22 protein-coding genes are annotated in these 22,106 nt (G+C 72.1%); 20 read left to right on the forward strand and 2 right to left on the reverse strand.

Annotated elements, in window-relative coordinates:
- Positions 1-58 precede the first annotated feature (58 nt).
- The 15 genes from AC0NZQ_RS05585 to mdh all read left to right on the forward strand — a co-directional run bounded on the left by AC0NZQ_RS05585 (position 59) and on the right by mdh (position 14,288).
- Positions 59-883 carry a polysaccharide deacetylase family protein gene (locus tag AC0NZQ_RS05585; RefSeq protein ID WP_474528659.1) on the forward strand — a complete coding sequence of 275 codons (825 nt, stop codon included), beginning with the start codon at positions 59-61 and terminating at the stop codon, positions 881-883.
- Positions 884-995: 112 nt separating this feature from the next.
- On the forward strand, positions 996-1,301 hold the full coding sequence (locus tag AC0NZQ_RS05590) for a hypothetical protein (RefSeq protein WP_474528660.1): 306 nt from the start codon (positions 996-998) through the stop codon (positions 1,299-1,301).
- Between the two features lie 135 nt (positions 1,302-1,436).
- The gene (sucC, locus tag AC0NZQ_RS05595; RefSeq protein ID WP_474528661.1) at positions 1,437-2,603 is read left to right on the forward strand and encodes an ADP-forming succinate--CoA ligase subunit beta; all 1,167 of its coding nucleotides are present in this window, start codon (positions 1,437-1,439) and stop codon (positions 2,601-2,603) included.
- Positions 2,604-2,608: 5 nt separating this feature from the next.
- Positions 2,609-3,484, forward strand: a complete 876-nt coding sequence (sucD, locus tag AC0NZQ_RS05600; protein WP_474528662.1) for a succinate--CoA ligase subunit alpha — start codon at positions 2,609-2,611, stop codon at positions 3,482-3,484.
- Positions 3,485-3,711: 227 nt separating this feature from the next.
- Positions 3,712-4,389, forward strand: coding sequence for a hypothetical protein (locus tag AC0NZQ_RS05605; protein WP_474528663.1), 678 nt, complete (start codon positions 3,712-3,714; stop codon positions 4,387-4,389).
- A gap of 257 nt (positions 4,390-4,646) precedes the next feature.
- Positions 4,647-6,065, forward strand: a complete 1,419-nt coding sequence (locus tag AC0NZQ_RS05610) for a hypothetical protein (protein WP_474528664.1) — start codon at positions 4,647-4,649, stop codon at positions 6,063-6,065.
- A gap of 102 nt (positions 6,066-6,167) precedes the next feature.
- The gene (locus tag AC0NZQ_RS05615; protein WP_474528665.1) at positions 6,168-7,499 is read left to right on the forward strand and encodes a cell division protein PerM; all 1,332 of its coding nucleotides are present in this window, start codon (positions 6,168-6,170) and stop codon (positions 7,497-7,499) included.
- Positions 7,500-7,508: 9 nt separating this feature from the next.
- Complete coding sequence (purN, locus tag AC0NZQ_RS05620; RefSeq protein WP_474528667.1) at positions 7,509-8,084, forward strand: phosphoribosylglycinamide formyltransferase; 576 nt, start codon at positions 7,509-7,511, stop codon at positions 8,082-8,084.
- The gene (gene purH, locus AC0NZQ_RS05625) at positions 8,081-9,652 is read left to right on the forward strand and encodes a bifunctional phosphoribosylaminoimidazolecarboxamide formyltransferase/IMP cyclohydrolase (RefSeq protein WP_474528668.1); all 1,572 of its coding nucleotides are present in this window, start codon (positions 8,081-8,083) and stop codon (positions 9,650-9,652) included. The genes purN and purH overlap by 4 nt, the downstream gene beginning before the upstream one ends.
- Positions 9,653-9,750: 98 nt before the next feature.
- On the forward strand, positions 9,751-10,695 hold the full coding sequence (locus tag AC0NZQ_RS05630; RefSeq protein WP_474528669.1) for a hypothetical protein: 945 nt from the start codon (positions 9,751-9,753) through the stop codon (positions 10,693-10,695).
- A 193-nt stretch (positions 10,696-10,888) separates the two neighbouring features.
- A complete protein-coding gene (locus AC0NZQ_RS05635; RefSeq protein ID WP_474528670.1) occupies positions 10,889-11,425 on the forward strand; it encodes a hypothetical protein in 537 nt (178 codons plus the stop codon).
- 88 nt (positions 11,426-11,513) lie between these two features.
- Positions 11,514-12,083, forward strand: a complete 570-nt coding sequence (locus AC0NZQ_RS05640) for a pentapeptide repeat-containing protein (RefSeq protein ID WP_474528671.1) — start codon at positions 11,514-11,516, stop codon at positions 12,081-12,083.
- A 49-nt stretch (positions 12,084-12,132) separates the two neighbouring features.
- Complete coding sequence (locus AC0NZQ_RS05645; RefSeq protein ID WP_474528672.1) at positions 12,133-12,987, forward strand: bifunctional methylenetetrahydrofolate dehydrogenase/methenyltetrahydrofolate cyclohydrolase; 855 nt, start codon at positions 12,133-12,135, stop codon at positions 12,985-12,987.
- A gap of 1 nt (position 12,988) precedes the next feature.
- Entirely contained in the window at positions 12,989-13,270 is a 282-nt protein-coding gene (locus AC0NZQ_RS05650) for a DUF3017 domain-containing protein (RefSeq protein ID WP_474528673.1), read from the forward strand.
- Positions 13,271-13,328: 58 nt separating this feature from the next.
- Positions 13,329-14,288: a malate dehydrogenase gene (mdh, locus tag AC0NZQ_RS05655; protein WP_474528674.1), complete on the forward strand. Its 960-nt coding sequence runs from the start codon at positions 13,329-13,331 to the stop codon at positions 14,286-14,288.
- Between the two features lie 21 nt (positions 14,289-14,309).
- Here the strand turns inward: mdh and AC0NZQ_RS05660 are convergent, their stop codons facing one another.
- Both AC0NZQ_RS05660 and AC0NZQ_RS05665 read right to left on the reverse strand, forming a co-directional pair.
- On the reverse strand, positions 14,310-15,203 hold the full coding sequence (locus AC0NZQ_RS05660) for a DUF559 domain-containing protein (protein WP_474528675.1): 894 nt from the start codon (positions 15,201-15,203) through the stop codon (positions 14,310-14,312).
- A gap of 140 nt (positions 15,204-15,343) precedes the next feature.
- Positions 15,344-17,062 (reverse strand): DUF885 domain-containing protein, encoded by a 1,719-nt coding sequence (locus AC0NZQ_RS05665; protein ID WP_474528676.1) that lies wholly within the window; start codon positions 17,060-17,062, stop codon positions 15,344-15,346.
- 187 nt (positions 17,063-17,249) lie between these two features.
- On the opposite strand from AC0NZQ_RS05665, the gene AC0NZQ_RS05670 reads away from it, so the two are divergent.
- The 5 genes from AC0NZQ_RS05670 to AC0NZQ_RS05690 are packed head-to-tail and all read left to right on the forward strand — an operon-like array spanning position 17,250 to position 22,104.
- Positions 17,250-18,098, forward strand: a complete 849-nt coding sequence (locus AC0NZQ_RS05670) for an alpha/beta fold hydrolase (RefSeq protein WP_474528677.1) — start codon at positions 17,250-17,252, stop codon at positions 18,096-18,098.
- Positions 18,099-18,133: 35 nt separating this feature from the next.
- Positions 18,134-19,453: a hemolysin family protein gene (locus tag AC0NZQ_RS05675; protein WP_474528679.1), complete on the forward strand. Its 1,320-nt coding sequence runs from the start codon at positions 18,134-18,136 to the stop codon at positions 19,451-19,453.
- Positions 19,450-20,469, forward strand: coding sequence for a tryptophan--tRNA ligase (gene trpS / locus AC0NZQ_RS05680; RefSeq protein ID WP_474528680.1), 1,020 nt, complete (start codon positions 19,450-19,452; stop codon positions 20,467-20,469). The genes AC0NZQ_RS05675 and trpS overlap by 4 nt, the downstream gene beginning before the upstream one ends.
- Positions 20,466-21,017, forward strand: a complete 552-nt coding sequence (locus tag AC0NZQ_RS05685; protein WP_474528682.1) for a 2'-5' RNA ligase family protein — start codon at positions 20,466-20,468, stop codon at positions 21,015-21,017. Before trpS ends, AC0NZQ_RS05685 begins: the two co-directional genes overlap by 4 nt.
- Before the next feature lie 31 nt (positions 21,018-21,048).
- On the forward strand, positions 21,049-22,104 hold the full coding sequence (locus tag AC0NZQ_RS05690) for a YhjD/YihY/BrkB family envelope integrity protein (protein WP_474528683.1): 1,056 nt from the start codon (positions 21,049-21,051) through the stop codon (positions 22,102-22,104).
- The last annotated feature ends 2 nt before the right edge of the window (positions 22,105-22,106 follow it).

Genomic DNA, 22,106 nt, shown 5'->3' on the forward strand with positions numbered 1-22,106 from the left:
CTCGCGTCATCCTCTCGACGGGGCCCGGCCGGGGCCCCCGTGACGGGGGAGCGGGACGATGGAGATCACGAGGCGGCGGGCGCTGCTGGCGGGCCTGGCGACGGCAGGGGCGGTGACGGTCGGGACGTGGCCGTCCCACGGGGATGCTCCGACGTCGGCTTTCTCGCCGGCCGCCTCGGCCAGGACGGCAGCGGCCCGCCCGGTGCCGCGCCCGGCGCCGGCTCGCCCCGCGGCCTGGACCAGACGCTGGCACGAGCCGGTCAGCAGCATCACCGACTTCGAGCGCCGGGTGCCGAGCAGCCGCTTCCCGCATCGCGCCGTGATGCTCACCGTCGACGACGGTCCGAGCCCGGAGTGGACGCCGAAGTACCTGGCGCTCTTCGCCCGCCACGGCGTCACCGCCACCTTCTGCATGATCGGCCGGCAGGTGCCGGCGAACCGGGGGCTGGTGCGGGACGTCGCCGACCACGGTCACGTCATCGCCAACCACACCTGGACCCACGACGAGCAGCTCACCTACCGGCCCGCCGCGCGGATCCGGAGTGAGATCGAGCGCACCAGCCACGCGATCGGCCACGCCACGGGCCGGCTGCCCACCCAGTTCCGGGCGCCGGGCGGCACCTGGGGGTCGGCGCTGTTCGCCGAGCTCGCGCGGCAGCGGATGATGCCGCTGGGCTGGGACGTCGACCCCGCCGACTGGTCGCTGCCGGGGACGGCGGCCATCACTCGCACCATGCTCACCGCCCGTCCGCGCGACATCATCCTGTGCCACGACGGCGGCGGTGACCGGGACGAGACCTACCGGGCGCTGCGCCGGGTCATCCCCGCCCTGCTCGACCGCGGCCTGACCTTCGTGTCGCTGCCGACCGCGGCGCCGTCCTGAGCCCGCCGGCCAGCCCGGCCGCTGGCCGGGTTGGCCCCATGGGACCGCGGTCCGACGCCGCCTCGAGCCGCGCTCGAGTGGGGCCAACCGGGCGCGTCCTAGGCTCGGAGGGGTGACAGCGTCGCTGCGTGTCGTCGTGGCCGGGCCCCCCGAGGACCAGGGACCCGCGCGGGCGCTGCGTGACGCCGGGATCGAGGTGGTGCTGATAGGCGAGCCCGCCTCGGCGTCGGAGGCGGCCCGCGCCGCCGTCCACGAGGACGCCGACGCCCTCCTGCTCGCCGATCCCGGTCTGGTCGAGTCGGTGACCGCGGCACTGGCGGAGCAGGACGCCGCCGACGTGCTCGTGGCAACGGTCGCGCAGCTACCCGCCGAACGGCCCGGGCAGTGGCTGCGGGACCACCTGATCGAGCCCGGCTGAGCCTCCGGGTCTAGGTTGCGAAGGCAGCTGCCACCGCGTGAACCCGGTCTCAGCGCGCGACCCCGCGCGAGCCGGGGTGGCTAGGGTCGGAAAGTTGGACCCCGATAAGAGAACTGTCGATGAGGACGTGCCAGCGTGGATCTGTTCGAGTATCAAGCCAAGCAGCTGTTCAAGGAGCACGGCGTCCCCGTGAGCCTCGGTGAGGTCACCGAGAACGCCGACGAGGCCAAGGCGATCGCCGAGCGCATCGGCGGGGTGACCGTCGTCAAGGCGCAGGTGAAGATCGGTGGCCGCGGCAAGGCCGGCGGCGTCAAGGTGGCCAAGACCCCGGACGACGCGAAGGCCAGCGCCGAGCAGATCCTGGGCATGGACATCAAGGGGCACACCGTGCACCGCGTCCTCGTCGACCCCGGCGCGGACATCAAGGAGGAGTACTACGTCTCCTACCTGCTGGACCGCTCGAACCGGACCTTCCTGGCCATGGCCTCCTACGAGGGCGGCATGGAGATCGAGCAGCTCGCCGTGGAGCGGCCCGAGGCGCTGGCCAAGGTGCCCGTCGACGCGATCCAGGGTGTCGACCAGGCCAAGGCCGAGGAGATCGCCCGCGCCGCCAAGTTCCCCGACGACCTGATCGCCCCGGTCGCCGACGTGCTCGTCAAGCTCTGGGACGTCTTCGTCAAGCAGGACGCCACGCTGGTCGAGGTCAACCCGCTGGCCAAGGTCGGCGACGGCAGCATCGTCGCCCTCGACGGCAAGGTCAGCCTGGACGACAACGCCGACTTCCGGCAGCCGAAGAACACCGAGTTCTACGACCTCAGCGCCACTGACCCGCTGGAGCTGAAGGCCAAGGAGAAGCACCTCAACTACGTCAAGCTCGACGGCGAGGTCGGCATCATCGGCAACGGCGCCGGGCTCGTCATGAGCACCCTGGACGTCGTCGCCTACGCCGGCGAGAAGCACGGCGGCGTGAAGCCGGCCAACTTCCTGGACATCGGCGGCGGCGCCAACGCGCAGGTCATGGCCGACGGCCTGGACGTCATCCTCGGCGACAGCCAGGTCAAGAGCGTCTTCGTCAACGTCTTCGGTGGCATCACCGCCTGCGACGAGGTCGCCAACGGCATCAAGGGCGCGCTCGAGATCCTCGGCGACCAGGCCACCAAGCCGCTGGTCGTCCGCCTCGACGGCAACAACGTCGACAAGGGTCGCGCGATCCTGAACGAGCTGAACCACCCGCTCGTGACGCAGGTCGACACCATGGACGGCGCGGCCGACAAGGCCGCCGAGCTGGCATCGAAGGGCTGACGCAGATGTCGATCTACCTCAATAAGGACTCCAAGATCATCGTCCAGGGCATCACGGGCGGGATGGGGTCGAAGCACACCACGCTCATGCTCGAATCCGGCAGCACCATCGTCGGCGGCGTCAACGCCCGCAAGGCCGGCACGCAGGTCGAGCTCGCCGGCAAGTCGCTGCCGGTCTACGGCACCGTCGAGGAGGCGATGAAGGAGACCGGCGCCGACGTCTCGGTCGTCTTCGTCCCGCCGGCCTTCACCAAGGACGCCTGCATCGAGGCCATCGACGCCGGCATCGGCCTGCTCGTGGTCATCACCGAGGGCGTGCCGGTGCAGGACACCGCCGAGATCTGGTCCTACCTGGACGGCAAGAGCACCCGGATGATCGGTCCGAACTGTCCCGGCATCATCACGCCGGGCGAGTCGCTGGCCGGCATCACGCCGCACACCATCGCGGGCAAGGGCCCGATCGGCCTGGTCTCGAAGTCCGGCACGCTGACCTACCAGATGATGTACGAGCTCAAGGACTACGGCTTCTCCACCGCCATCGGCATCGGCGGTGACCCGATCATCGGCACGACGCACATCGACGCCCTCGAGGCCTTCGAGAAGGACCCGGAGACCAAGGCGATCGTCATGATCGGCGAGATCGGCGGCGACGCCGAGGAGCGGGCGGCGGCCTACATCAAGGAGAACGTCACCAAGCCCGTCGTCGGCTACGTCGCGGGCTTCACCGCCCCGGAGGGCAAGACGATGGGCCACGCCGGTGCCATCGTCTCCGGCTCGTCGGGCACCGCGCAGGCGAAGAAGGAGGCCCTCGAGGCCGCCGGGGTCAAGGTCGGCAAGACGCCGTCGGAGACGGCGCAGCTGATGCGCGAGATCCTGGGCTGATCATGTTCTGAGCAACGACACAGCGACGCACGGACGCCGCCGGAACGGTCATCGGGACCGATTTCCGGCGGCGTTCGTCCGTTTCGGACCGGTATGCCCGGCCGGCGGGGAGAGCTGCCCGGGGCCGAACCCGGTCTTTCCCGGCGTGCTTGGTTCCCCCGTCCCGGTGGGAACGCTAGCGTGGATTTTCAGTACTTCATCAGGAACAGTCACCGCTAGGAGAAGTCATGACGTACCAGCCTCCGCCCCCGCCCCCCGGCGCCGGCGGACCCCCGGCCAAGTTCGACCCGAAGACGGTCAACCCGCTCGACTGGGGAATCGTGGGCGCGGGTGTGCTCGCGTTCATCTTCTCGCTCTTCCCGTACTACACGGTCAGCGCGAACCTCGGCCGCTTCGGTGGCGAGGTGAGCGAGAGCTCCACCGCGTGGTCGGGCTTCTTCGGCTGGGCCTCGACCCTGCTCGCCATGGCCGGTGCCGCCGCCGTGGCCATCGCGCTCTTCGCCCCGCAGGTCAACCTGCCGGTCCCCGGCCGCAAGCTCGGTCTGGGCCTCTTCGCCGCCGCCACGCTCTTCGTGATCCTGGCGATGTTCCTCAACGGCTACGACGACCAGGGCATCGCCGGTGTCGACACCGGCCGCGGCTTCGGCTACTGGGCCAGCCTCATCGTCATCATCGCCGGCCTCGTGCTGTCGCTGATGCGCTTCCAGGCCACCGGCGGCAAGCTGCCGGGCAAGCTCGAGGGCAAGGTGCCCAACGTCGGCGGCTACGGCCCGCAGGGTGGCATCAACCCCGGCCAGCACCCCGGTCAGCACCCCGGACAGCCCGGCCAGTACCCCGGCCAGCAGCCCCCGCCGCCGGCCGGTGGCACGCCGCCGCCCCCGCCCGGCTACGGCCCGCCGCAGTAACGAACGACATCGCGGACATTGCGCGTCGATGCGTGTAAGTCCGCTGACGAAGGCCGGGACACCGTGGGTGTCCCGGCCTTCGCGCGTTCGTCGTCGAGGCCGCCAGATCGCCGCGCTGGGATCGACCCCGGTTCGGGGAGCACTCCCCGTGGGTAAAGCGGACAGAGCCCACCCGGTGCCCTAGGGTCGGGCCGAGAACGATCATCAGTACGACAGCGCGAACATTCGCTGCCCGCATGGCAGAGAGGAACGGTGCGATGACCTACGGTTCGCCTGGAGGCCCGCCGAGTGGCCCGCCCAGTGGTCCGCCCGGCGGTGGCTACGGTTCGCCGCCGCAGCAGGGTGGCTACGGCCAGCCGCAGCAGGGTGGCGGTTACGGTTCGCCGCCGCAGCAGGGTGGTTACGGTCAGCCGCAGCAGGGTGGTGGCTACGGTCCGCCGCCGCAGCAGGGTGGTTACGGTCAGCCCGCCTCCCAGCCGCAGCAGGGTGGTGGTTACGGTCCGCCGCGGCAGGGTGGCTACGGCCAGCCTGGCGGTTACGGTCCGCCGCCGCAGCAGGGTGGTTACGGCCAGCCCGGTTACGGCCCCGGTCAGGCAGGTCCCGGCCAGAGTGGCGGCGTCAACTTCCCAGCGGTGAACCCGCTGGACTGGGCGGCCATCGGCGCCGGAGTGCTGGCGCTCATCTTCTCCTTCTTCGAGTACTACTCCTACGACGCCAAGGGTCAGTTCTCCAGCGGCCAGTCGGAGTCGGAGAGCGCGTGGCACGGCTTCTTCGGCTGGTTCGGAGTGCTGCTCGCCCTGGTCGCGGCCGCTGCCGTCGCAGTCACGGTCTTCGCGCCGCAGGTCAAGCTCCCGGCCCCGGCTCGACTCGTCGCGCTCGGCGGCTACGCGCTGGGCGCCGTGATGACCCTGATCGCGCTGTTCGTCGTCCCGAACATCAGCAGCGCGCCGGACAACATCAGCGATGACGAGTACAGCCGCTACATCGACGACGGGCACGGTTTCTCGTACTGGATCGTCCTGATCCTGATCATCGCCGGGGCCGTCGCGTCCTTCCTCGCGTTCCAGAAGAACGGCGGGAACCTCTCGGCCGCGCTCAAGGGCGGCAGCCCGGGTCAGGGCCAGGGCGGCTTCGGTCCGCAGGGCGGCTACGGCCAGCCGGGTGCCTCGCAGGGTGGCTACGGCCAGCCGCAGGGTGGCTACGGTGCCCCCGGTGGCGGGTACGGTCCGCCGTCGCAGCAGGGTCCCGCGGCGGGTTACGGTCCGCCGCCCCAGGGCCCGCCCGCGGGTTACGGTCCGCCGCCGTCGTCGCAGGGCCCGTCCTCGGACTTCAGCCGGCCGACGCAGTCCGGTTCACCGGCAGGTGACGCCTTCACCCGCGGCGAGCCGGGCCCCTCTGGCCACGGCGCGTCGTCTGACTCCGGTTCGGACGCTGGCTCGGACCCCGGTGCGACACAGTCGGGTGCCGGCTCGACCGCGGCGCTGCCGACCTCCGGCGGGGACGACGACACGCCCCTCGAGTCCGGTCCGGACGAGCGCACCACCTTCCAGCGGCCGACCTACACCCCGCCGCCGTCGCAGCAGGGTCCGCCGCCGGGGTACAGCCAGCCGCCGTCGCAGAACCCACCGCCGGGTTACGGGCAGAACCCGCCGCCGGGATACAGCAGCAACCAGTAACCCGTCGCACCGACGGCACCATCCGATGCCGGGACGCTGTGCAGCGTCCCGGCATCGGCGCGTCGTTCCCCGTTCCCGGCCGCGATTTGTCAGCCTGGACGGATGCCCGCCCCGCGCTCGTCGACTCGCCTCACCGGGTCGCCGACGCGCCCGCTCCCGTTGCTCGCCGCCTGGGCGGGACTGGCGGGCGCCCTGGTCAGCAGCGTCATTGCCATCGGCGTTGTCGCCGTGCTGTGGCTGCCGGCCTCGGGGGGCTCGGGCAGTGCCGGATCGGCGATCCGCGCCGGCGTGATCACCTTCCTCGCCGGAGTCCACGGCGGGGTCACCGTCGACGGCGTGCCGACCGCCTTCGTCCCGCTGGGACTGACGGTGCTCGTCGTCCTCGTCATCCGCCGGGCCGCCGGAGCGGTGCTGGCCGCAGCCGACGAGCGCAGCGACGGTGGCGCCGACCTCCGTTCCCTCGGCCTTGCCCTGTTGGCGCAGAGCTGCGCATTCTCCGTGGCCTGTGGGCTGCTCGCGGCGATCTCCGATCTGGGGACCTCCGGTGCGTCGGTACCGGGTGCCCTCCTCGCGGGGCTGCTGCTCGGCGCGCTCGCGGCCGGGTCGGTCCTGCTGCGGCACCCCGCCGTGACCGAGGTCCGCGACGGCCTGCTGCCCGTGTGGCTCGGTACCGCCTGGCGGTGTGCCGTGGCCGCGCTGGCGGTCCAGGTGGCCGCGGGCGCCCTGCTGGTGGGCGGCTCGCTGATCGTCCACCGGGAACAGGCCGTCGAGATCTCCCGCCAGGTGGGGGGAGGCTGGTCCGGGGTCCCCGTCCTGGTGCTGGGCGTGCTCGCCGCGCCCAACGCCGCACTCGCCGGGGCGGCGTACCTCTCCGGCGCCGGCTTCGCCGTCGGCGCGGGGACGACGGTGTCGCTGACCGGCTCCACCACCGGGCTCGTTCCCGCGTTCCCGCTGCTGGCAGCGCTGCCGAGCGGTCCGGGAGGGACGGCGCCGGGGTGGCTGCTCGCCGTGGTCACCCCGATCGCCGCAGGAACGGTGGTGGCCGTGCTGGCCGGGCGCGCCGCATCGTCCGCCGACCGCTGGCGCACCCTCGGAGCGGGACTTGTCGGCACGGCGGTGCTCGGCGCGTTGCTCGCCTGGCAGGGCGGCGGGGGCGTCGGCAGCGGCCGGCTCCACGTCGTCGGGGCCTCGCCGTGGCAGTTCGGCCTCGTGGCCGCGCTCTGGACCGGAATCGCGGCGGCGGTGCTCCTCGGCCTCCGCGCGGGGGTGGAGCGCCTCCGGAGCTCGGAGCGCCCTGACCGGCCGTCCCTGCGGGAGACCCTCAGCGCCCTGACCTCCGTCGAGGACTACGGCGACGTCAGCGACGACAGCGACGGGGACCGCTCCGAGCGCGACCGGGACGAGGCCGGCAGGCGGCCACGGCGGGCCGGATAGTGTTGTCCGGTGCCGCGCCGCGTCGTCGTCCTCGCCTCGGGAAGCGGTAGCACCCTCCAGGCCATCCTCGACGAACCGCGGCTACGCCCCCTGGTGGTGGCCGTCGGCAGCGACCGGCCGGGCTGCCGTGCCCTGGAGCGGGCGCGGGACGCCGAGGTGTCGACCTTCGCCGTCGCGCCGGCCGAGCATCCCGACCGTCCCGCCTGGAACCGCGCCCTCGAGGCGGCGGTAGCCGCGCACGAGCCCGACCTCGTCGTCCTCGCCGGCTTCATGCGCATCCTCGACGCCGGTGTCGTCGGGCGCTTCCGGATCGTCAACACGCATCCGGCGCTGCTCCCGGCCTTCCCCGGCGCGCACGCCATCCGCGACGCGCTGGCCGCGGGCGCGAGCACCACCGGCGTCACCGTCCACTGGGTGGACGAGGGCGTCGACACCGGTCCGGTGATCGCGCAGGTCAGCGTCCCCGTCCATCCCGGCGACGACGAGGACTCGCTGCGCGAGCGTGTCCAGGCCGCCGAAAAACCCCTCTACGTCCGCACCCTGCTCGATCTCGTCTCGCCACCTTCGGAAGGGCCCTCGTCATGACCAAGATCGCCGTCCGCCGCGCGCTCGTCAGCGTGTACGACAAGACCGGGCTGGACGACCTCGCCCGCGGTCTGCACGACGCCGGTGTCGAGATCGTCTCGACCGGGTCGACCGCCGCCCGCATCCGTGACCTCGGCGTCCCGGTGACCGCGGTGGACGAGGTCACCGGCTTCCCGGAGATCCTGGGCGGGCGGGTGAAGACGCTGCACCCGCACGTGCATGCCGGCCTGCTGGCCGACCAGAACGACGCCTCGCACCTGGAGACGATCGAGGGGTTGGGCATCCAGTCCTTCCAGCTGCTGGTCGTCAACCTCTACCCCTTCCGCGAGACCGTCGCCTCCGGGGCGTCGGCGCCGGAGGTCATCGAGCAGATCGACATCGGCGGCCCGGCGATGGTCCGGGCCAGCGCCAAGAACCACGGCTCGGTCGCCGTCGTCACCTCGCCCGAGCGATACGCGGACGTCCTCACCGCGGTCGGCGCCGGCGGCTTCGAGCTGGCCGAGCGGCAGCAGTACGCCCGCGAAGCGTTCCGGCACACCGCCTCCTACGACATCGCGGTGGCCTCCTGGCTCGGCGACACCGTCGCCCCGGACGACGAGCACGCCGGCACGTCCAGCGGCTTCCCCGGCTGGATCGCCGCCGACTACGAGCGCGCTGCGGTGCTGCGCTACGGCGAGAACCCGCACCAGAAGGCGGCTCTCTACGTCACCCCCGGCAGCGAGGAGGGCCTCGCCAACGCCGAGCAGGTCAGTGGCGCCGAGATGAGCTACAACAACTACGTCGACGCCGACGCCGCCTACCGGGCCGCCTACGACTTCGACGAGCCGTGCGTCGCCATCATCAAGCACGCCAACCCCTGCGGCATCGCCGTCGGCACCGACATCGCCGACGCCCATCGCAAGGCTCACGACTGCGATCCGGTGAGCGCCTACGGCGGCGTCATCGCCACCAACGGCACCGTCACCGACCAGTTCTGCGAGCAGATCGCGAAGGTGCTCACCGAGGTCGTCGTCGCCCCGGCCTACGAGCCCGACGCTCTGGCGCGGCTCTCCAAGCGGAAGAACACCCGCATCCTCATCGCCAAGCCGCGTCCGGCCGGTCCCGGTCTGGAACGTCGTCCGATTTCCGGCGGCATGCTGCTGCAGACCGCCGACGGCATCGACGCCCCCGGCGACGACCCGTCCCGCTGGGAGCTCAAGGCCGGCGCCGCCGCCGACGAGGCCACGCTGCGCGATCTGCGGTTCGCCTGGCGCGCGGTGCGCGCGGTGAAGTCCAACGCGATCCTGCTCGCCCACGACGGCGCGACCGTCGGCGTCGGCATGGGTCAGGTCAACCGCGTCGACTCCTGCCGGCTCGCGGTCTCGCGGGCAGGCGAGCGGGCCGCCGGCTCGGTCGCGGCCTCGGATGCGTTCTTCCCCTTCGCCGACGGCGCACAGGTGCTCATCGATGCCGGTGTTAAGGCCATCGTCGAGCCGGGCGGCTCCATCCGGGACGACGAGGTCGTCGCGGCAGCCGAGGCCGCCGGGATCACGCTCTACTTCAGCGGCACCCGCCACTTCGCGCACTGACCGCCGGGCAGTGGTGCCCGCCCTCCCGGCTTGCGCGTGTGGGGGTAGGTACGGCACGTTCGGCTTGCTCACCCCGTTCACAGCATCGGAAGGACCCCGTGACCAGCACCCCGCCGCCACCCCCGCCGCCCGGCGCGTACCCGCCGCCCCCGCCCGGTGGCGCGTACCCGCCGCCCCCGCCCGCTGCGGCCCACCGGATCGTGGAGAAGCCGCCCGTCACGGCGTGGCTCGTCCCGCTCGCCGGCATCCTGGCGCTGGTGGGCCTCTTCGCGCCGTGGTTCCGGCCCGAGCTGACCGCCACCTTCCAGGGACGGACCGAGTCGGACTCGGCTGACTCGGCCGTGCACGCGTGGGACGACGGCAAGATCGGCCTCGTCGGTCCCATCCTGCTCGTCGCCGTCGGGATCGGCGTGCTGCTGCTCCTGCTGGGCCGGAGCGTCTCCCGCTTCGAGACCGGCTCCTCCGGTCCCGTCGTGGGCGCCGCCCGCGCGGCGCTGATCGCGGGCGGCGTCGGCATCGTGGTCTGCATCGTCGCCTTCTTCCTGCTCAAGTCGCAGTACAAGTTCGAGACGCCGCAGGGGGAGAAGGACTGGGGTGACTTCGAGTCACTGCTGCGGCAGAGCGGCGTGACCAACATCGATCTCGGCCGGGGTCCGCAGCTCGGCTTCTTCCTCACCGCGGCCGCCTCGGTGCTCGCGCTGATCGGCGGTGCGCTCATGCTGACGATGCGCACCAAGCCGGCGGCCGGCGGTCCCGGTGGTGGCCCGGCGCAGGGCTACGGCCAGCCAGGACCGGGTTACGGCCAGCCGCAGGGTTACGGCCAGCCGCAGGGCTCCGGCCAGCCGCAGGGCTCCGGCCAGCCGCAGGGCTCCGGCCAGCCGCAGGGCTACGGGACCCCGCTGGGGTACAGCCCGCCGCAGCAGGGCGGGTACGGCACGCCGCCGCAGCAGGGCGGGTACGGCACGCCGCCGCAGCAGGGCGGGTACGGCACACCGCCGCAGCAGGGCGGCTACACGCCACCCCCGCCGCCGACGACATCGTGACGTAGGGCGCGTCTCCCCGTCCCACGCTCCGCTGCGTGACGCTCGCGACGAGCAAGGACGGGCAGGCGCGCCCCGCGCGACCGGTCTTTCGCGCAAAAGCGCGTAAATCGTACGCGGCCACTGGCGTCGTCGAGTAAATCTCCCTTAAGGTCCGGCGACGCTCAACCCCCCCGTCGACGATCGGAGACCGTCCATGAGTTACCCGCCCCCGCCCGGCACTGCGTCGGTACCGCCCCCGCCAGCCGCGCCGGGACCGAAGGTCTCCGCGACCTGGACCGGTCTGCTGCTTGCCCTCGGCGCCCTGGTCGCGGCCGTCGGCACGCTGCTGCAGTACGAGAAGATCACCGTCGACGGCGGGTCCTACAGCTTCACCGGGCTCGGCTCCGAGAAGGCCTCGGGGAGGATCGACGCCACCGCGCTGACCCCCGGCAATGCCGGCAAGACGATCATCGTGCTCGGCGTCGTGGCGCTCGTGCTCGGCCTGCTCATCGCCGTGCGCAAGGGGCGGCTGTGGGTGAGCATCGTGGCGCTGGTGGTCTCGGCCCTCGGACTCGTGTTGGGGATCGCGGCCATCGGTGCCGCGAAGAGCGACGCGGACAAGCTCACCAACCAGTCCGGTATCGATGTCACCGGCAGCGTGGGCATCGGCGCCGTCCTGGGCGCGGCGGGAATGGGCGTCGCCCTGGTCGCGGCGATCCTCGCCCTGGTGCTCCGCCGGCGTACGGCCTGAGCTGCTTCACCACCCTCACTGAACGGCCGTCCGGTCTTCACCGGGCGGCCGTTCGGCGCTGTCGGGGCCTGGTGGCAGCATCGCCGGCGTGAGCGCACCCTTCGACGCCCCCGGCGAGACCTGGACGGCCCGCGAGTTCGAGGACGAGGACTTCACCGAGGCCGATCTGGAGGAGCTGCGCACCGTCGACTGCTCCTTCGTCCGGTGCGATTTCTCCGCCGCACGGTTGACCCTCTCGCGTCACGAGAGCACCGCGCTCGTCGCCTGCAGCTTCGACGACGCCCGGCTCACCGGCGCCGCCTTCACCGGCTGCAAGCTCACCGGCTCCTCCTTCGTCGGCGCGCAGCTGCGCGACGCCACCTTCACCGACTGCGACCTCAGCTCCGCCGCGCTGGGCGGCGTCGTCCTCACGGGGCGGATGCTGGCTAACACGCGACTCGCCGAGGCGAACCTCGTCGACGCGAACCTCACCGGCTGCGACCTCAGCGGTGCCGATCTGCGCGGGGTGCGGCTGGGGGGCACGGTGCTGCGTGACGCCGACCTGCGCGGCGCGCGGCTGGACGGCTTCGACCCCCGCCGGGCTGATCTGCGCGGGGCCCGGATCGATGTCGAGCACGCGCTCGCCTTCGCGGCCGTCTTCGGTGTCGTCATCGGCTGACCCGGCGGTGCTCGCCGCAACGGACGGCGATGCTGGCACTATGCAGGGCGTGGTGGCGACGACACTGGACGGCGCGGCGACCCTGGCCGCGATCAAGACCGAGCTCAAGGAACGGGTCGCGGCTCTCACCGCGGCGGGGCTGCAGCCGGGACTCGGGACCGTCCTGGTCGGCGACGATCCCGGCAGCCGCTGGTACGTCAACGCCAAGCACAAGGACTGCGCCGAGATCGGCGTCGCCAGCATCCGGCACGACCTGCCGGCCGGCACTACCCAGGCCGAGGTCGAGGCGGTCGTCGGGCAGCTCAACGCCGATCCGGCCTGCACCGCCTTCCTCGTGCAGCAGCCCACCGGTCTGGACGAGTTCGCCATCCTCTCGGCCGTCGACCCCGTCAAGGACGTCGACGGGCTCCACCCGGTCAACCTCGGCTGGCTGGTGCTGGGCAAATCCGCGCCGCTGCCGTGCACGCCCACCGGCATCATCGAGCTGCTGCGGCGCTACGACGTGCCCTTGGCCGGAGCCCGGGTCGTCGTCGTCGGCCGCGGCATCACGGTGGGGCGGCCGCTGGCGCTCATGCTCACCCGTCGCAGTGAGAACGCCACCGTGACGATCTGCCACACCGGCACCCGTGACCTGGCGGCGGCGGTCCGCGAGGCCGATGTCGTCGTCGCCGCGGCGGGGTCGCCCTCGCTCATCACGGCCGACATGGTCAAGCCCGGCGCCGCCGTCCTGGACGCCGGCGTCAGCCGCGTGGACGGCAAGATCGCCGGCGATGTCGCCGCCGACGTGGCCGAGGTCGCGGGCTGGCTCAGCCCCAACCCCGGCGGGGTGGGACCGATGACGCGCGCCATGCTGCTGTCCAATGTGGTCGAGGCCGCGGAGCGTGCTCTCGCCGAACGGTCCTGATTTGGCGGCCCGATGGTGGCGGTGGCTGGTCGAACAGGCCGCCTTCGTCGCCGTCCTGGCTGGTCTGGCAGTGGGCTTCCTGCTGCTGCTGGTGCAGCCGGAGCGGTGGCGTGGTGGCCTGGCCGTCCTGGCGCTGACCGCGGTTGCCGCCGGCCTGCTGCGGCTCTTCCTGCCCACCCTTCGGGTGGGTTTCCTGGCCGTGCGGGGCCGGACGGCGGACAGCCTGCTCTTCCTCGTGCTCGGTGGCGTGGTGCTCGCGGTGGACATCCGGCTGCGGAGCTGAGGCCGGTCCGGGCTAGCCTGCGAAAGCAGATACCGCCGAGAGTTCGAGGGAGAAGTCAATGGCTGACCGTCACGGCAAGGTGACCGTCGTAGGAGCCGGGTTCTACGGATCGACGACCGCGCAGCGGCTCGCCGAGTACGACGTGTTCGAGACCGTGGTGCTCACCGACATCGTCGAGGGCAAGCCCGAGGGTCTGGCGCTCGACCTCAACCAGTCGCGCCCCGTCGAGGGCTTCGAGACCACCGTCGTCGGTGCCACCACAACGCCTGAGGGCGACGGCTACGAGGCCACCGCGAACTCCGACGTCGTCGTCGTCACCGCGGGCCTGCCGCGCAAGCCCGGCATGAGCCGCATGGACCTGCTCGAGGTCAACGCCAAGATCGTCCGTGGCGTTGCCGAGAACATCGCCAAGCACTCGCCGAACGCCGTCATCATCATCGTCTCCAACCCGTTGGACGAGATGACCGCGCTGGCCCAGCTGGCCTCGCAGTTCCCCAAGGACCGCGTCTTCGGTCAGGCCGGTGTCCTGGACACCGCGCGCTTCACCAACAACGTCGCGACCGAGCTCGGCGTGCCGGTCGGCTCGGTGCAGACCCTCACCCTCGGCTCGCACGGCGACACCATGGTCCCGGTCCCGTCCGCCTGCTTCGTCGACGGCAAGCCGCTGGCCGACGTCATGGCCGCCGACAAGATCGAGGAGCTCGTGACCCGGACCCGCAACGGTGGGGCCGAGGTCGTCGCGCTGCTCAAGACCGGCTCGGCGTACTACGCGCCGTCCGCCGCCGCGGCCCGCATGGCCAAGGCCGTCATCGAGGACTCCGGCAAGACCATCCCGGTCTGCGCCTGGGTCGACGGCGAGTACGGCATCAGCGGCGTCTACCTCGGTGTCGAGGCCGAGATCGGCCGCGAGGGCGTCAAGAAGATCGTCGAGCGCGACCTCACCGACTCCGAGCTCGCCGGCCTCAAGGAGGCCGCCGAGGCCGTCCGCGCCAAGCAGGCGGACGTCGCCGACCTCTGACCTCCCCGCGATTCGGGAGCGTTAGTCCCGCTCAGCGGGACTAACGCTCCCGAATCGGCGCAGGACGGCGACCACGTAGCCGGGACGCTCGGTGAGATCCGCCCAGGTGAAGCGGACGACGGTCCAGCCGAGGGCTACCAGCTCGTTCTGGCGGTGCCGGTCACGCTGGAACCGCTCGGGGTCGGTGTGGAACGCCATGCCGTCGACCTCGATGGCCACCCGCTGTCGTGGCAGCGCGACATCGACGACAGCCACCAGCTCGCCGTCCACCCAGATCGGATGATTCGGCGCCCACCCCGAGATGCCGGCCGACCGGATGAGCCGGTGCAGGACGCGCTCGGAGTGCGCGGCAGCGCCGTCGGCGAGCGTGGCCGCGACGAGGCGGAGCTGCCGGTTCCCCGTTCGTCCCGGCTGGCGGCGTAGGCGCCGGTCGATGTCGGCCGCCGTCAGCCAGCCGCGTTGTACGGCGCGGTCTGCGAACTGGCCGACGTGCCACGGCGGCAGCGACGCCACGAGGTCGAGCGTCGTCCAGGTTCGGCTGGTGATGGCGACGCCGCTGCGCGCCGCGCGCTCGCCCGGCGGAACAGGTACTCGGTGTAAAACGGCGCCGGGCGGGCGCGCGACGCGGCGAGAGTGCGGGATCGTGACGTGGACCGCACCGCCGTCGTCGCGAAGTCCCCAGAGCTGGCCGGCGGTGGCGAAACTGATCAGTCCCCCGGTGGCGAGCGTGGCACCGTGGAGCCGGGCGTGGTGGGTCAGCGGAGCTGCCCCCGCCCGGTAGACGCTGCGACAGAACGGCACCAGTTCCCCGGAGTCGACGAGTCGCTGGATGGCCGACCCCGACAGGCCTGCCGTCCGCAGCTGCGGGTGGGACACCATGCCCGCCTGCGACTCGGCAATCTCCCACCACGGCATGCGCGACAGGGTGCCGTATCAGCGTCGGACGCAGCGGTGGTTGTCCACAGGGCCCTCCCCCGCCGCGATTCGGGAGCGTTAGTCCCGCTCAGCGGGACTAACGCTCCCGAATCGCGGCGGGGGAGGGGGCGGGGGAGGGGTCAGCCCAGGACGCCGAGCCGGAGCGCGTCGAGGCCGACCGACCCGACGTCCAGGGCCCGGCGGTGGAAGGCCTTGAGGTCGAAGTCGTCGCCGGCGGCGGTGCGGGCCTCGTCGCGCAGCTGCAGCCAGAAGCGCTCACCGAGCTTGTAGGACGGCGCCTGGCCCGGCCAGCCGAGGTAGCGGTCCAGCTCGAAGCGCAGGAAGCCCTCGGCCATGCCGGCGTGGGCGTCCAGGAAGCGCCAGGCCTTCTCGTAGTCCCACCGTCCGCCGCCGACCTCGGCCGGGGCGGGGAGCTCGCAGTGGATGCCGATGTCCAGGACGACCCGGGCCGCGCGCATCGACTGCCCGTCGAGCATGCCGAGATGATCGGCCGGGTCGTCGAGGAAGCCCAGGTCGGCCATCAGCTTCTCGGCGTAGAGGGCCCAGCCCTCCCCGTGGCCGCTGACCCAGGACCCCAGTCGCCGCCACCGGTTGAGCAGGGCGCGACGGTAGGCCGTCTGCGCAATCTGCAGGTGATGTCCGGGGACGCCCTCGTGGTAGACGGTGGTGCGCTCGCGCCAGGTGCCGAACCGGGTGACGCCCTTCGGCACGGACCACCACATCCGACCCGGCCGGGTGGTGAGGTCCTCCGACGGTCCGGTGTAGTAGATCCCGCCCTGCTGGGTCGGCGCGATCATGCACTCGATGCGCCGGATCTCGTCCGGGATGTCGAAGTGCGTGCCGGCCAGCGCGGCGGTCGCCTCGTCGGCCGTCGTCTGCATCCACTCGCGCAGCGCGTCGGTGCCGTCGAGCAGGTAGTCCGGGTCGGTGTCCAGATGAGCCACCGCATCGGCGACCGTCCCGCCGGGGACGATGCGCTGCGCCGTCGCCGCCATCTCCGCGGCGATGCGGGCCAGCTCCTCCTGGCCCCACGCGTAGGTCTCGTCCAGGTCGATGCGGGTGCCGAGGAACGAGCGGGAGTGCAGCGCGTAGCGCTCCCGTCCGACCGGGTCCTCGTCGCGGGCGCGCGGCATCATCTCGTCGCGGAAGAAGGCCGCCAGCTCGCCGTAGGCGGCGGCTGCCGCCGCCGCGCCGGCGGTGAGGTCGCGGCGGACGGAGTCCGGCAGCTCCCCCTCGTCGGCGGCGGCATCGCGGGCGAAGCGGGCGAAGAAGCCCTCGCTGCCGGCGTTGGCGTCGCTCTGCTCGGCGCCGATGCGGACCTGGCGCCGCGCCGGGGCCGCGCCGGCGTCCGCGGCCGCGAGCAGGGACTGCCGGTACCCGGCGACCGCCTGCGGAATCGCCGAGAGGCGGGTGGCGATGGTGGCCCAGTCGTCCGCGGTGGCCGTGGACATGAGGTCGAAGACGTCGCGCAGCCGTTGGACGGGTGAGTCGATGTTGTTCAGCGTGGCGGCGTCGAGCCGCGCTTCGTGCAGCGCCTCCTCGGTCTCGAGCTGCTCCCGCAGGGCGGCGACGGTGACCCGGTCGACGTCGTCGGCCGGAGCCGCCGCGGCGGCGAGGGCGGTGAGGGTCTCGCGTCGCAGTGCGCTGAGCTCGGCGAGCCCGTCCGGCGAGAGGTCGGGCATGCGGTGGTCGTGACCGCTCACGCCCGCCTGGGTGGCCCAGAGCGGCTCCAGCTCAGCGAAGCGGTCGAGATAGCCGTCGGCGAGGGCGTCGATCGGACTGGCGGGGCGCGAGGGGGTGGGGCGCGCGGCGTCGGGAACCCCGGCATCAGTGGTCATTCCTGCACCCTAGAAGCGCCGGACCTTCGGTACGAGCCCGCCCCGATCGGACACACGTCGAACCGATTCCGTCCGGTAGATGTAACAATCTGTCACGATGTGATCGCGGTCACGCGTAAGTCGGTGTCACCCGGGTAACTTGCTCGTTACCTCTGGATGTCCCCAGCCATCGACGAAGGGATGCGCCGTGCTTGCTCACGAGCGTCACGGGCACGGCGAACCGCTCGTGCTGGTGCACGGGGTGACCCACCGCAGGCAGGCCTGGTATCCCGTTCTCGACGCCCTGGCCGAGGAGCGCGAGGTCATCCTCGTCGACCTGCCGGGCCATGGGGAGAGCCCCGACCTGGACCTCGCCGGTCGCACGGTGCCGGACGCCCTGCGCGACGAGTTCAAGCTCTTCCTCGACGAGCTCGGCCTGGACCGTCCCCACGTCGCCGGCAACTCGCTCGGCGGTCTGGTGGCGCTGTACGCCGGGGCCAACGGTCACGCCCGCTCGGTCACGGCGCTGTCGCCGGCGGGATTCTGGCGCAACGGTGCCGAGTTCGGCTACACCAAGCAGATCTTCTCCAACGCCTGTCGCGTCCTGGACCGGGTCGGCCCGCGCGCCGAGCTGCTGGCCCGCAGCCGTGCTGGTCGCAAGGTCATGTACGGCATCCTCACCGCCCACCCGTCGCGGGTCTCGGTGGATCAGGCCGCCGGCGACATCCGCGGCTTCCTGCGCGCCCGGCCGGCGCTGCGCACGCTGCTCGCCGCCGCCGAGCCGTTCCAGGGTGAGATCCCGATCGACGTGCCGGTGACGATCTCGTGGGCTGCCCGCGACATGGTGCTGCCGCCCTGGCAGGCCGAGCAGGCTCGCCGCGTGCTGCCGTTCGCCGACCACCTCACCATGCGCGGCGTCGGGCACGTACCGATGACCGACAACCCGCGCTTCGTCGCCGAGGTGCTGCTGCGCGGCAGCCAGCCGGCGGCCACGATCACCCGCTTCGACCGCCAGAAGATCCGGGCGGTCAAGGGCGTTCGCGCCGCCACGGCGTGAGCCCACGGGGGCGTCGCGCTCCCTAGACTGACCCGGTGGGCGAGCTGTGGCTGAACATCGGCATCGTCTTCCTGCTCATCCTCATCGAGGGACTCTTCGTCGCGGCCGAGATCGCGTTGGTCTCCCTGCGCGAGGGGCAGGTGCGGGCGCTGGCCGCGTCCGGCCGGCGGGGAGCCGCGGTGGCCCGCCTCGTGGGCGACCCCAACCGATTCCTGGCCGCCGTCCAGATCGGCGTCACGTCCACGGCGCTGCTCTCCTCGGCCTTCGGCGCGGTGACGATCTCCGACGAGGTGAAGGAGTTCCTCGTCGGGTACGGGTGGAGCGACGGCCTCGCCGCCGCGACCGGCGTCGTCGGGGTGACGCTGGTGATCTCCTTCGTGACACTCGTCGTGGGGGAGCTCGCGCCCAAACGGCTCGGCCTGCAGCGTGCCGAAGGCGCCGCTGTCTTCTTCGCCCCGCCGCTGGAGCGGATCGCCAAGATCTTCCGTCCCGTCATCTGGCTGCTCTCCCGCTCCACCAACGGGGTGGTGCGGCTGCTCGGGGGTGACCCGCAGGCCAGTCGCGCCCCCATCACCGACGAGGAGCTGCGCGGTCTGGTGGCGGCCCACGAGACCCTCGGCAGCGACGAGCGAACGCTCATCGACGACGTCTTCGCCGCCGGCGAGCGGGCTATCGACGAGGTGATGGTGCCTCGGACCGAGGTGACCTTCCTCGAGGCGACGATGTCGCTGCGCCGCGCCGCCAAGATCGCCGCCGAGAGCCCGCACTCGCGCTATCCCGTCACCGGCCGTCATCACGACGACGTCGTCGGCTTCCTGCACATCCGCGACCTGCTGCTGCCGGCCGTCCGGCACGACGACGAGGCGACGATCGCCGGCCTCGTCCGCGAGGTGAAGGCGTTGCCGGGCAGCAAGCACGTCCTCGCCGCGATGTCGGAGATGCGGCGCGAGGGCCACCACCTCGCCATCGTCGTCGACGAGTACGGCGGCACCGACGGCATCGTCACCCTCGAGGACCTCATCGAGGAGGTCGTCGGTGACATCAGGGACGAGTGGGATCCCGACGCCGCGCCCAGCTCCCGGCTGGCCAGCGGCGAGATCGAGGTGGCGGGGCTGCTCAACCTAGACGAGGTCGAGGAGGTCTCCGGCGTGACGCTGCCCGAGGGCCCCTACTCGACCCTCGGCGGCTGGATCATGGCAGAGCTCGGCCGGCTGCCGCAGCCGGGTGACACCGTCTCGGCCGAGGGCATGGCGGTCACCGTCGTCCGGGTGGAGGGCCGGCGGGCGGCGCGGGTCCGGCTCACGCCGACGGCGTCGCAAGCCGCTTCGAGGCCAGTGGAAGAATCGAGCGCGTGAGTCCTGCCGCCGCGTCCCGCCCGCGCGTGCTGTCCGGCATCCAGCCGACGTCCGCGTCCTACCACCTCGGCAACTACATCGGGGCGCTGCAGCAGTGGGCCAAGCTGCAGGACGAGCCGTACGACGTCTTCTACTTCCTCGCCGACCTGCACGCGATCACGCTCAACCCGCCGGAGCCGGCGGTCCTCACCGAGCGCAGCCGGGGTGCCGCGGCGCAGCTGCTGGCCGCCGGGGTGGATCCCGAGCGCAGCGCGATCTTCCTGCAGAGCCAGGTCACCGGTCACACCGAGCTGTCCTGGGTGCTCGAGTGCTTCACCGGTGAGGGTGAGGCCAAGCGGATGACGCAGTACAAGGACAAGTCGTCCCGCGGCGAGTCGGTGAGCGTCGGGCTGCTGACCTACCCGATCCTGCAGGCCGCCGACATCCTGATCTACCAGGCCAACCTGGTGCCGGTGGGCGAGGACCAGCGCCAGCACGTCGAGCTCACCCGCAACCTGGCGCAGCGCTTCAACGGCCGCTACGGCGAGACCTTCGTGGTGCCGGACGCCTACATCCCTAAGGCGGCGGCCCGGATCCTGGACCTGCAGGACCCGACGTCGAAGATGAGCAAGTCGCTGCCCGACGCCGGCACGCTGAACCTCACCGACGACGCGAAGACGCTGACGAAGAAGATCAAGCGGGCGACGACCGACTCCGAGACCGAGATCCGGTACGACCCGCAGGCCAAGCCGGGCGTGTCGAACCTGCTGGCCATCCTCGCCGCCGTCACCGACTCCGACCCCGAGAGCGTCGCCGCGGGCCTGGCCGGGCAGGGTTACGGGGCGCTGAAGGGGGCGGTGGCCGACGCCGTCGTCGCCTTCGCCGAGCCCTTCGCCTCCCGGTACGCCGAGTACATGGCCGATCCCGCCGAGCTGGATCGCGTGCTGGCGCGCGGTGCCGAGCGCGCCCGTCCGATCGCCGCCGAGACGGTCCGGGACGTCTTCCAGCGGGTCGGTTTCGTCCCGCCGATCTCGTGAGCGGGACCGCCGACGCGGACGCCGACGATGCCGTGATCATCGGGGTCGCCGTCGCGATCCCGCAGCCGCACGCCACCGTCCTGACCAACTGGCGCCGCCAGGTCGGCGACCCCGCCGCGGACCTGGTCTTCCCGCACGTCACGCTGCTGCCCCCGACGCCGGTCCCGGCCGGGGAGCTGCCGGCGGTCGAGGAGCACCTGCGGCAGGCCGCCGCGGCGTCCGCGCCGTTCTCGATGCACCTCTCGGGGACGGGGACGTTCCGTCCGCTCTCGCCGGTGGTCTTCATCCAGGTCGCCAACGGCGTCTCGCAGTGCGAGCTGCTGGAGCGTGCCATCCGCCGCGGTCCGCTGGAGCGTGAGCTGGACTTCCCGTACCACCCGCACGTCACCGTGGCCCACGGCATCTCCGACGCCGGGCTGGACGAGGCCTACGAGGGGCTGAGCGGCTACGTGGCCCGCTTCACTGTCGAGAGCATCGTGCTCTTCTCCCGCGATGCCGACGGCAGCTGGCAGTGGCGCTCGCCTTTCCCGCTCGGCACCGGCGGCTAACGGACGGCCTCAGCCGGGTACCACCGAGGTCATGAACGTCCAGGCCGGGGTCGACGAGGCGAAGAGCCGGTGGCAGCGCGTGCAGGACCGGTATCGCTGGATCCGCCACGTGGTCGAGGCCTACCAGCTGCTGACCCGCAACCACGGCAACCAGTACGCCGGGGCGATCACCTACTTCAGCTTCCTCGCGCTCTTCCCGCTGCTGCTGTTGGCGGTGTCGGTCACCGGGTTCGTGCTCAGCGCCCACCCCGGCGCCGAGGCCGACCTCTTCAACCGCATCACCGACGAGGTACCGGGGCAGTTCGGGCAGACCCTGAGCGAGGCGGTGCAGACCGCCATCGACAAGCGGACCGGCGTCGGTCTGGTCGGCCTGGCCGGCGTCCTGCTCACCGGGCTGGGCTGGATCGGCAACCTGCGCGAGGCCATCGACGCGGTCTGGGGGCGGGTCAAGCCGCAGCGGAACTTCCTGGCCGAACGGGGCGCCAACCTGCTGGTGCTCGGCGGCCTGGGCCTGGGCCTGATCGTCTCGCTCGGCCTCACCGTCATCGGCACCTCGCTCACCGACCAGCTGCTGCGCGCCGTCGGCTTCGGTGACGTGCCCGGCGCGGGGGTGGTGCTGAAGATCCTCGGCATCGCCATCGCCGTGGTGGGCGACTCGGTCGTCTTCTTCTGGCTGCTGGTACGGCTGCCCGACGTCACCGTCGACCGGCGGACGGGCATTCAGGGCGCGCTGCTGGCCTCGGTCGGCTTCGAAATCCTCAAGATCGTCGGGACCTTCACCATCGCGCACACCGCGGACAGCCCCACCGCGGGTCCGTTCGCCGGCATCGTCGCGGTGCTGGTCTGGATCCAGCTCGTGGTGCGCTTCATGCTCTTCTCCTGCGCGTGGATGGCCACCGGGAACACCGCAGACCGCACCGCCAACAGCGTCCCGATCATGCCCGTCACCGCGGTCGCCGCTGAGGAGCCGGAGGAGGAGCGGCCGGCGGTCCGGCCGGCGACGGTCGGTGCCGGTCTCGTCGGGGCCGGTGCCGTTGCCGGTGCCGTCGCGACCTGGGCCGCCACCCGATCGCGCGAGCGCGACTGAGA

This window comes from Jatrophihabitans sp. sgz311053 (genome assembly GCF_056135305.1).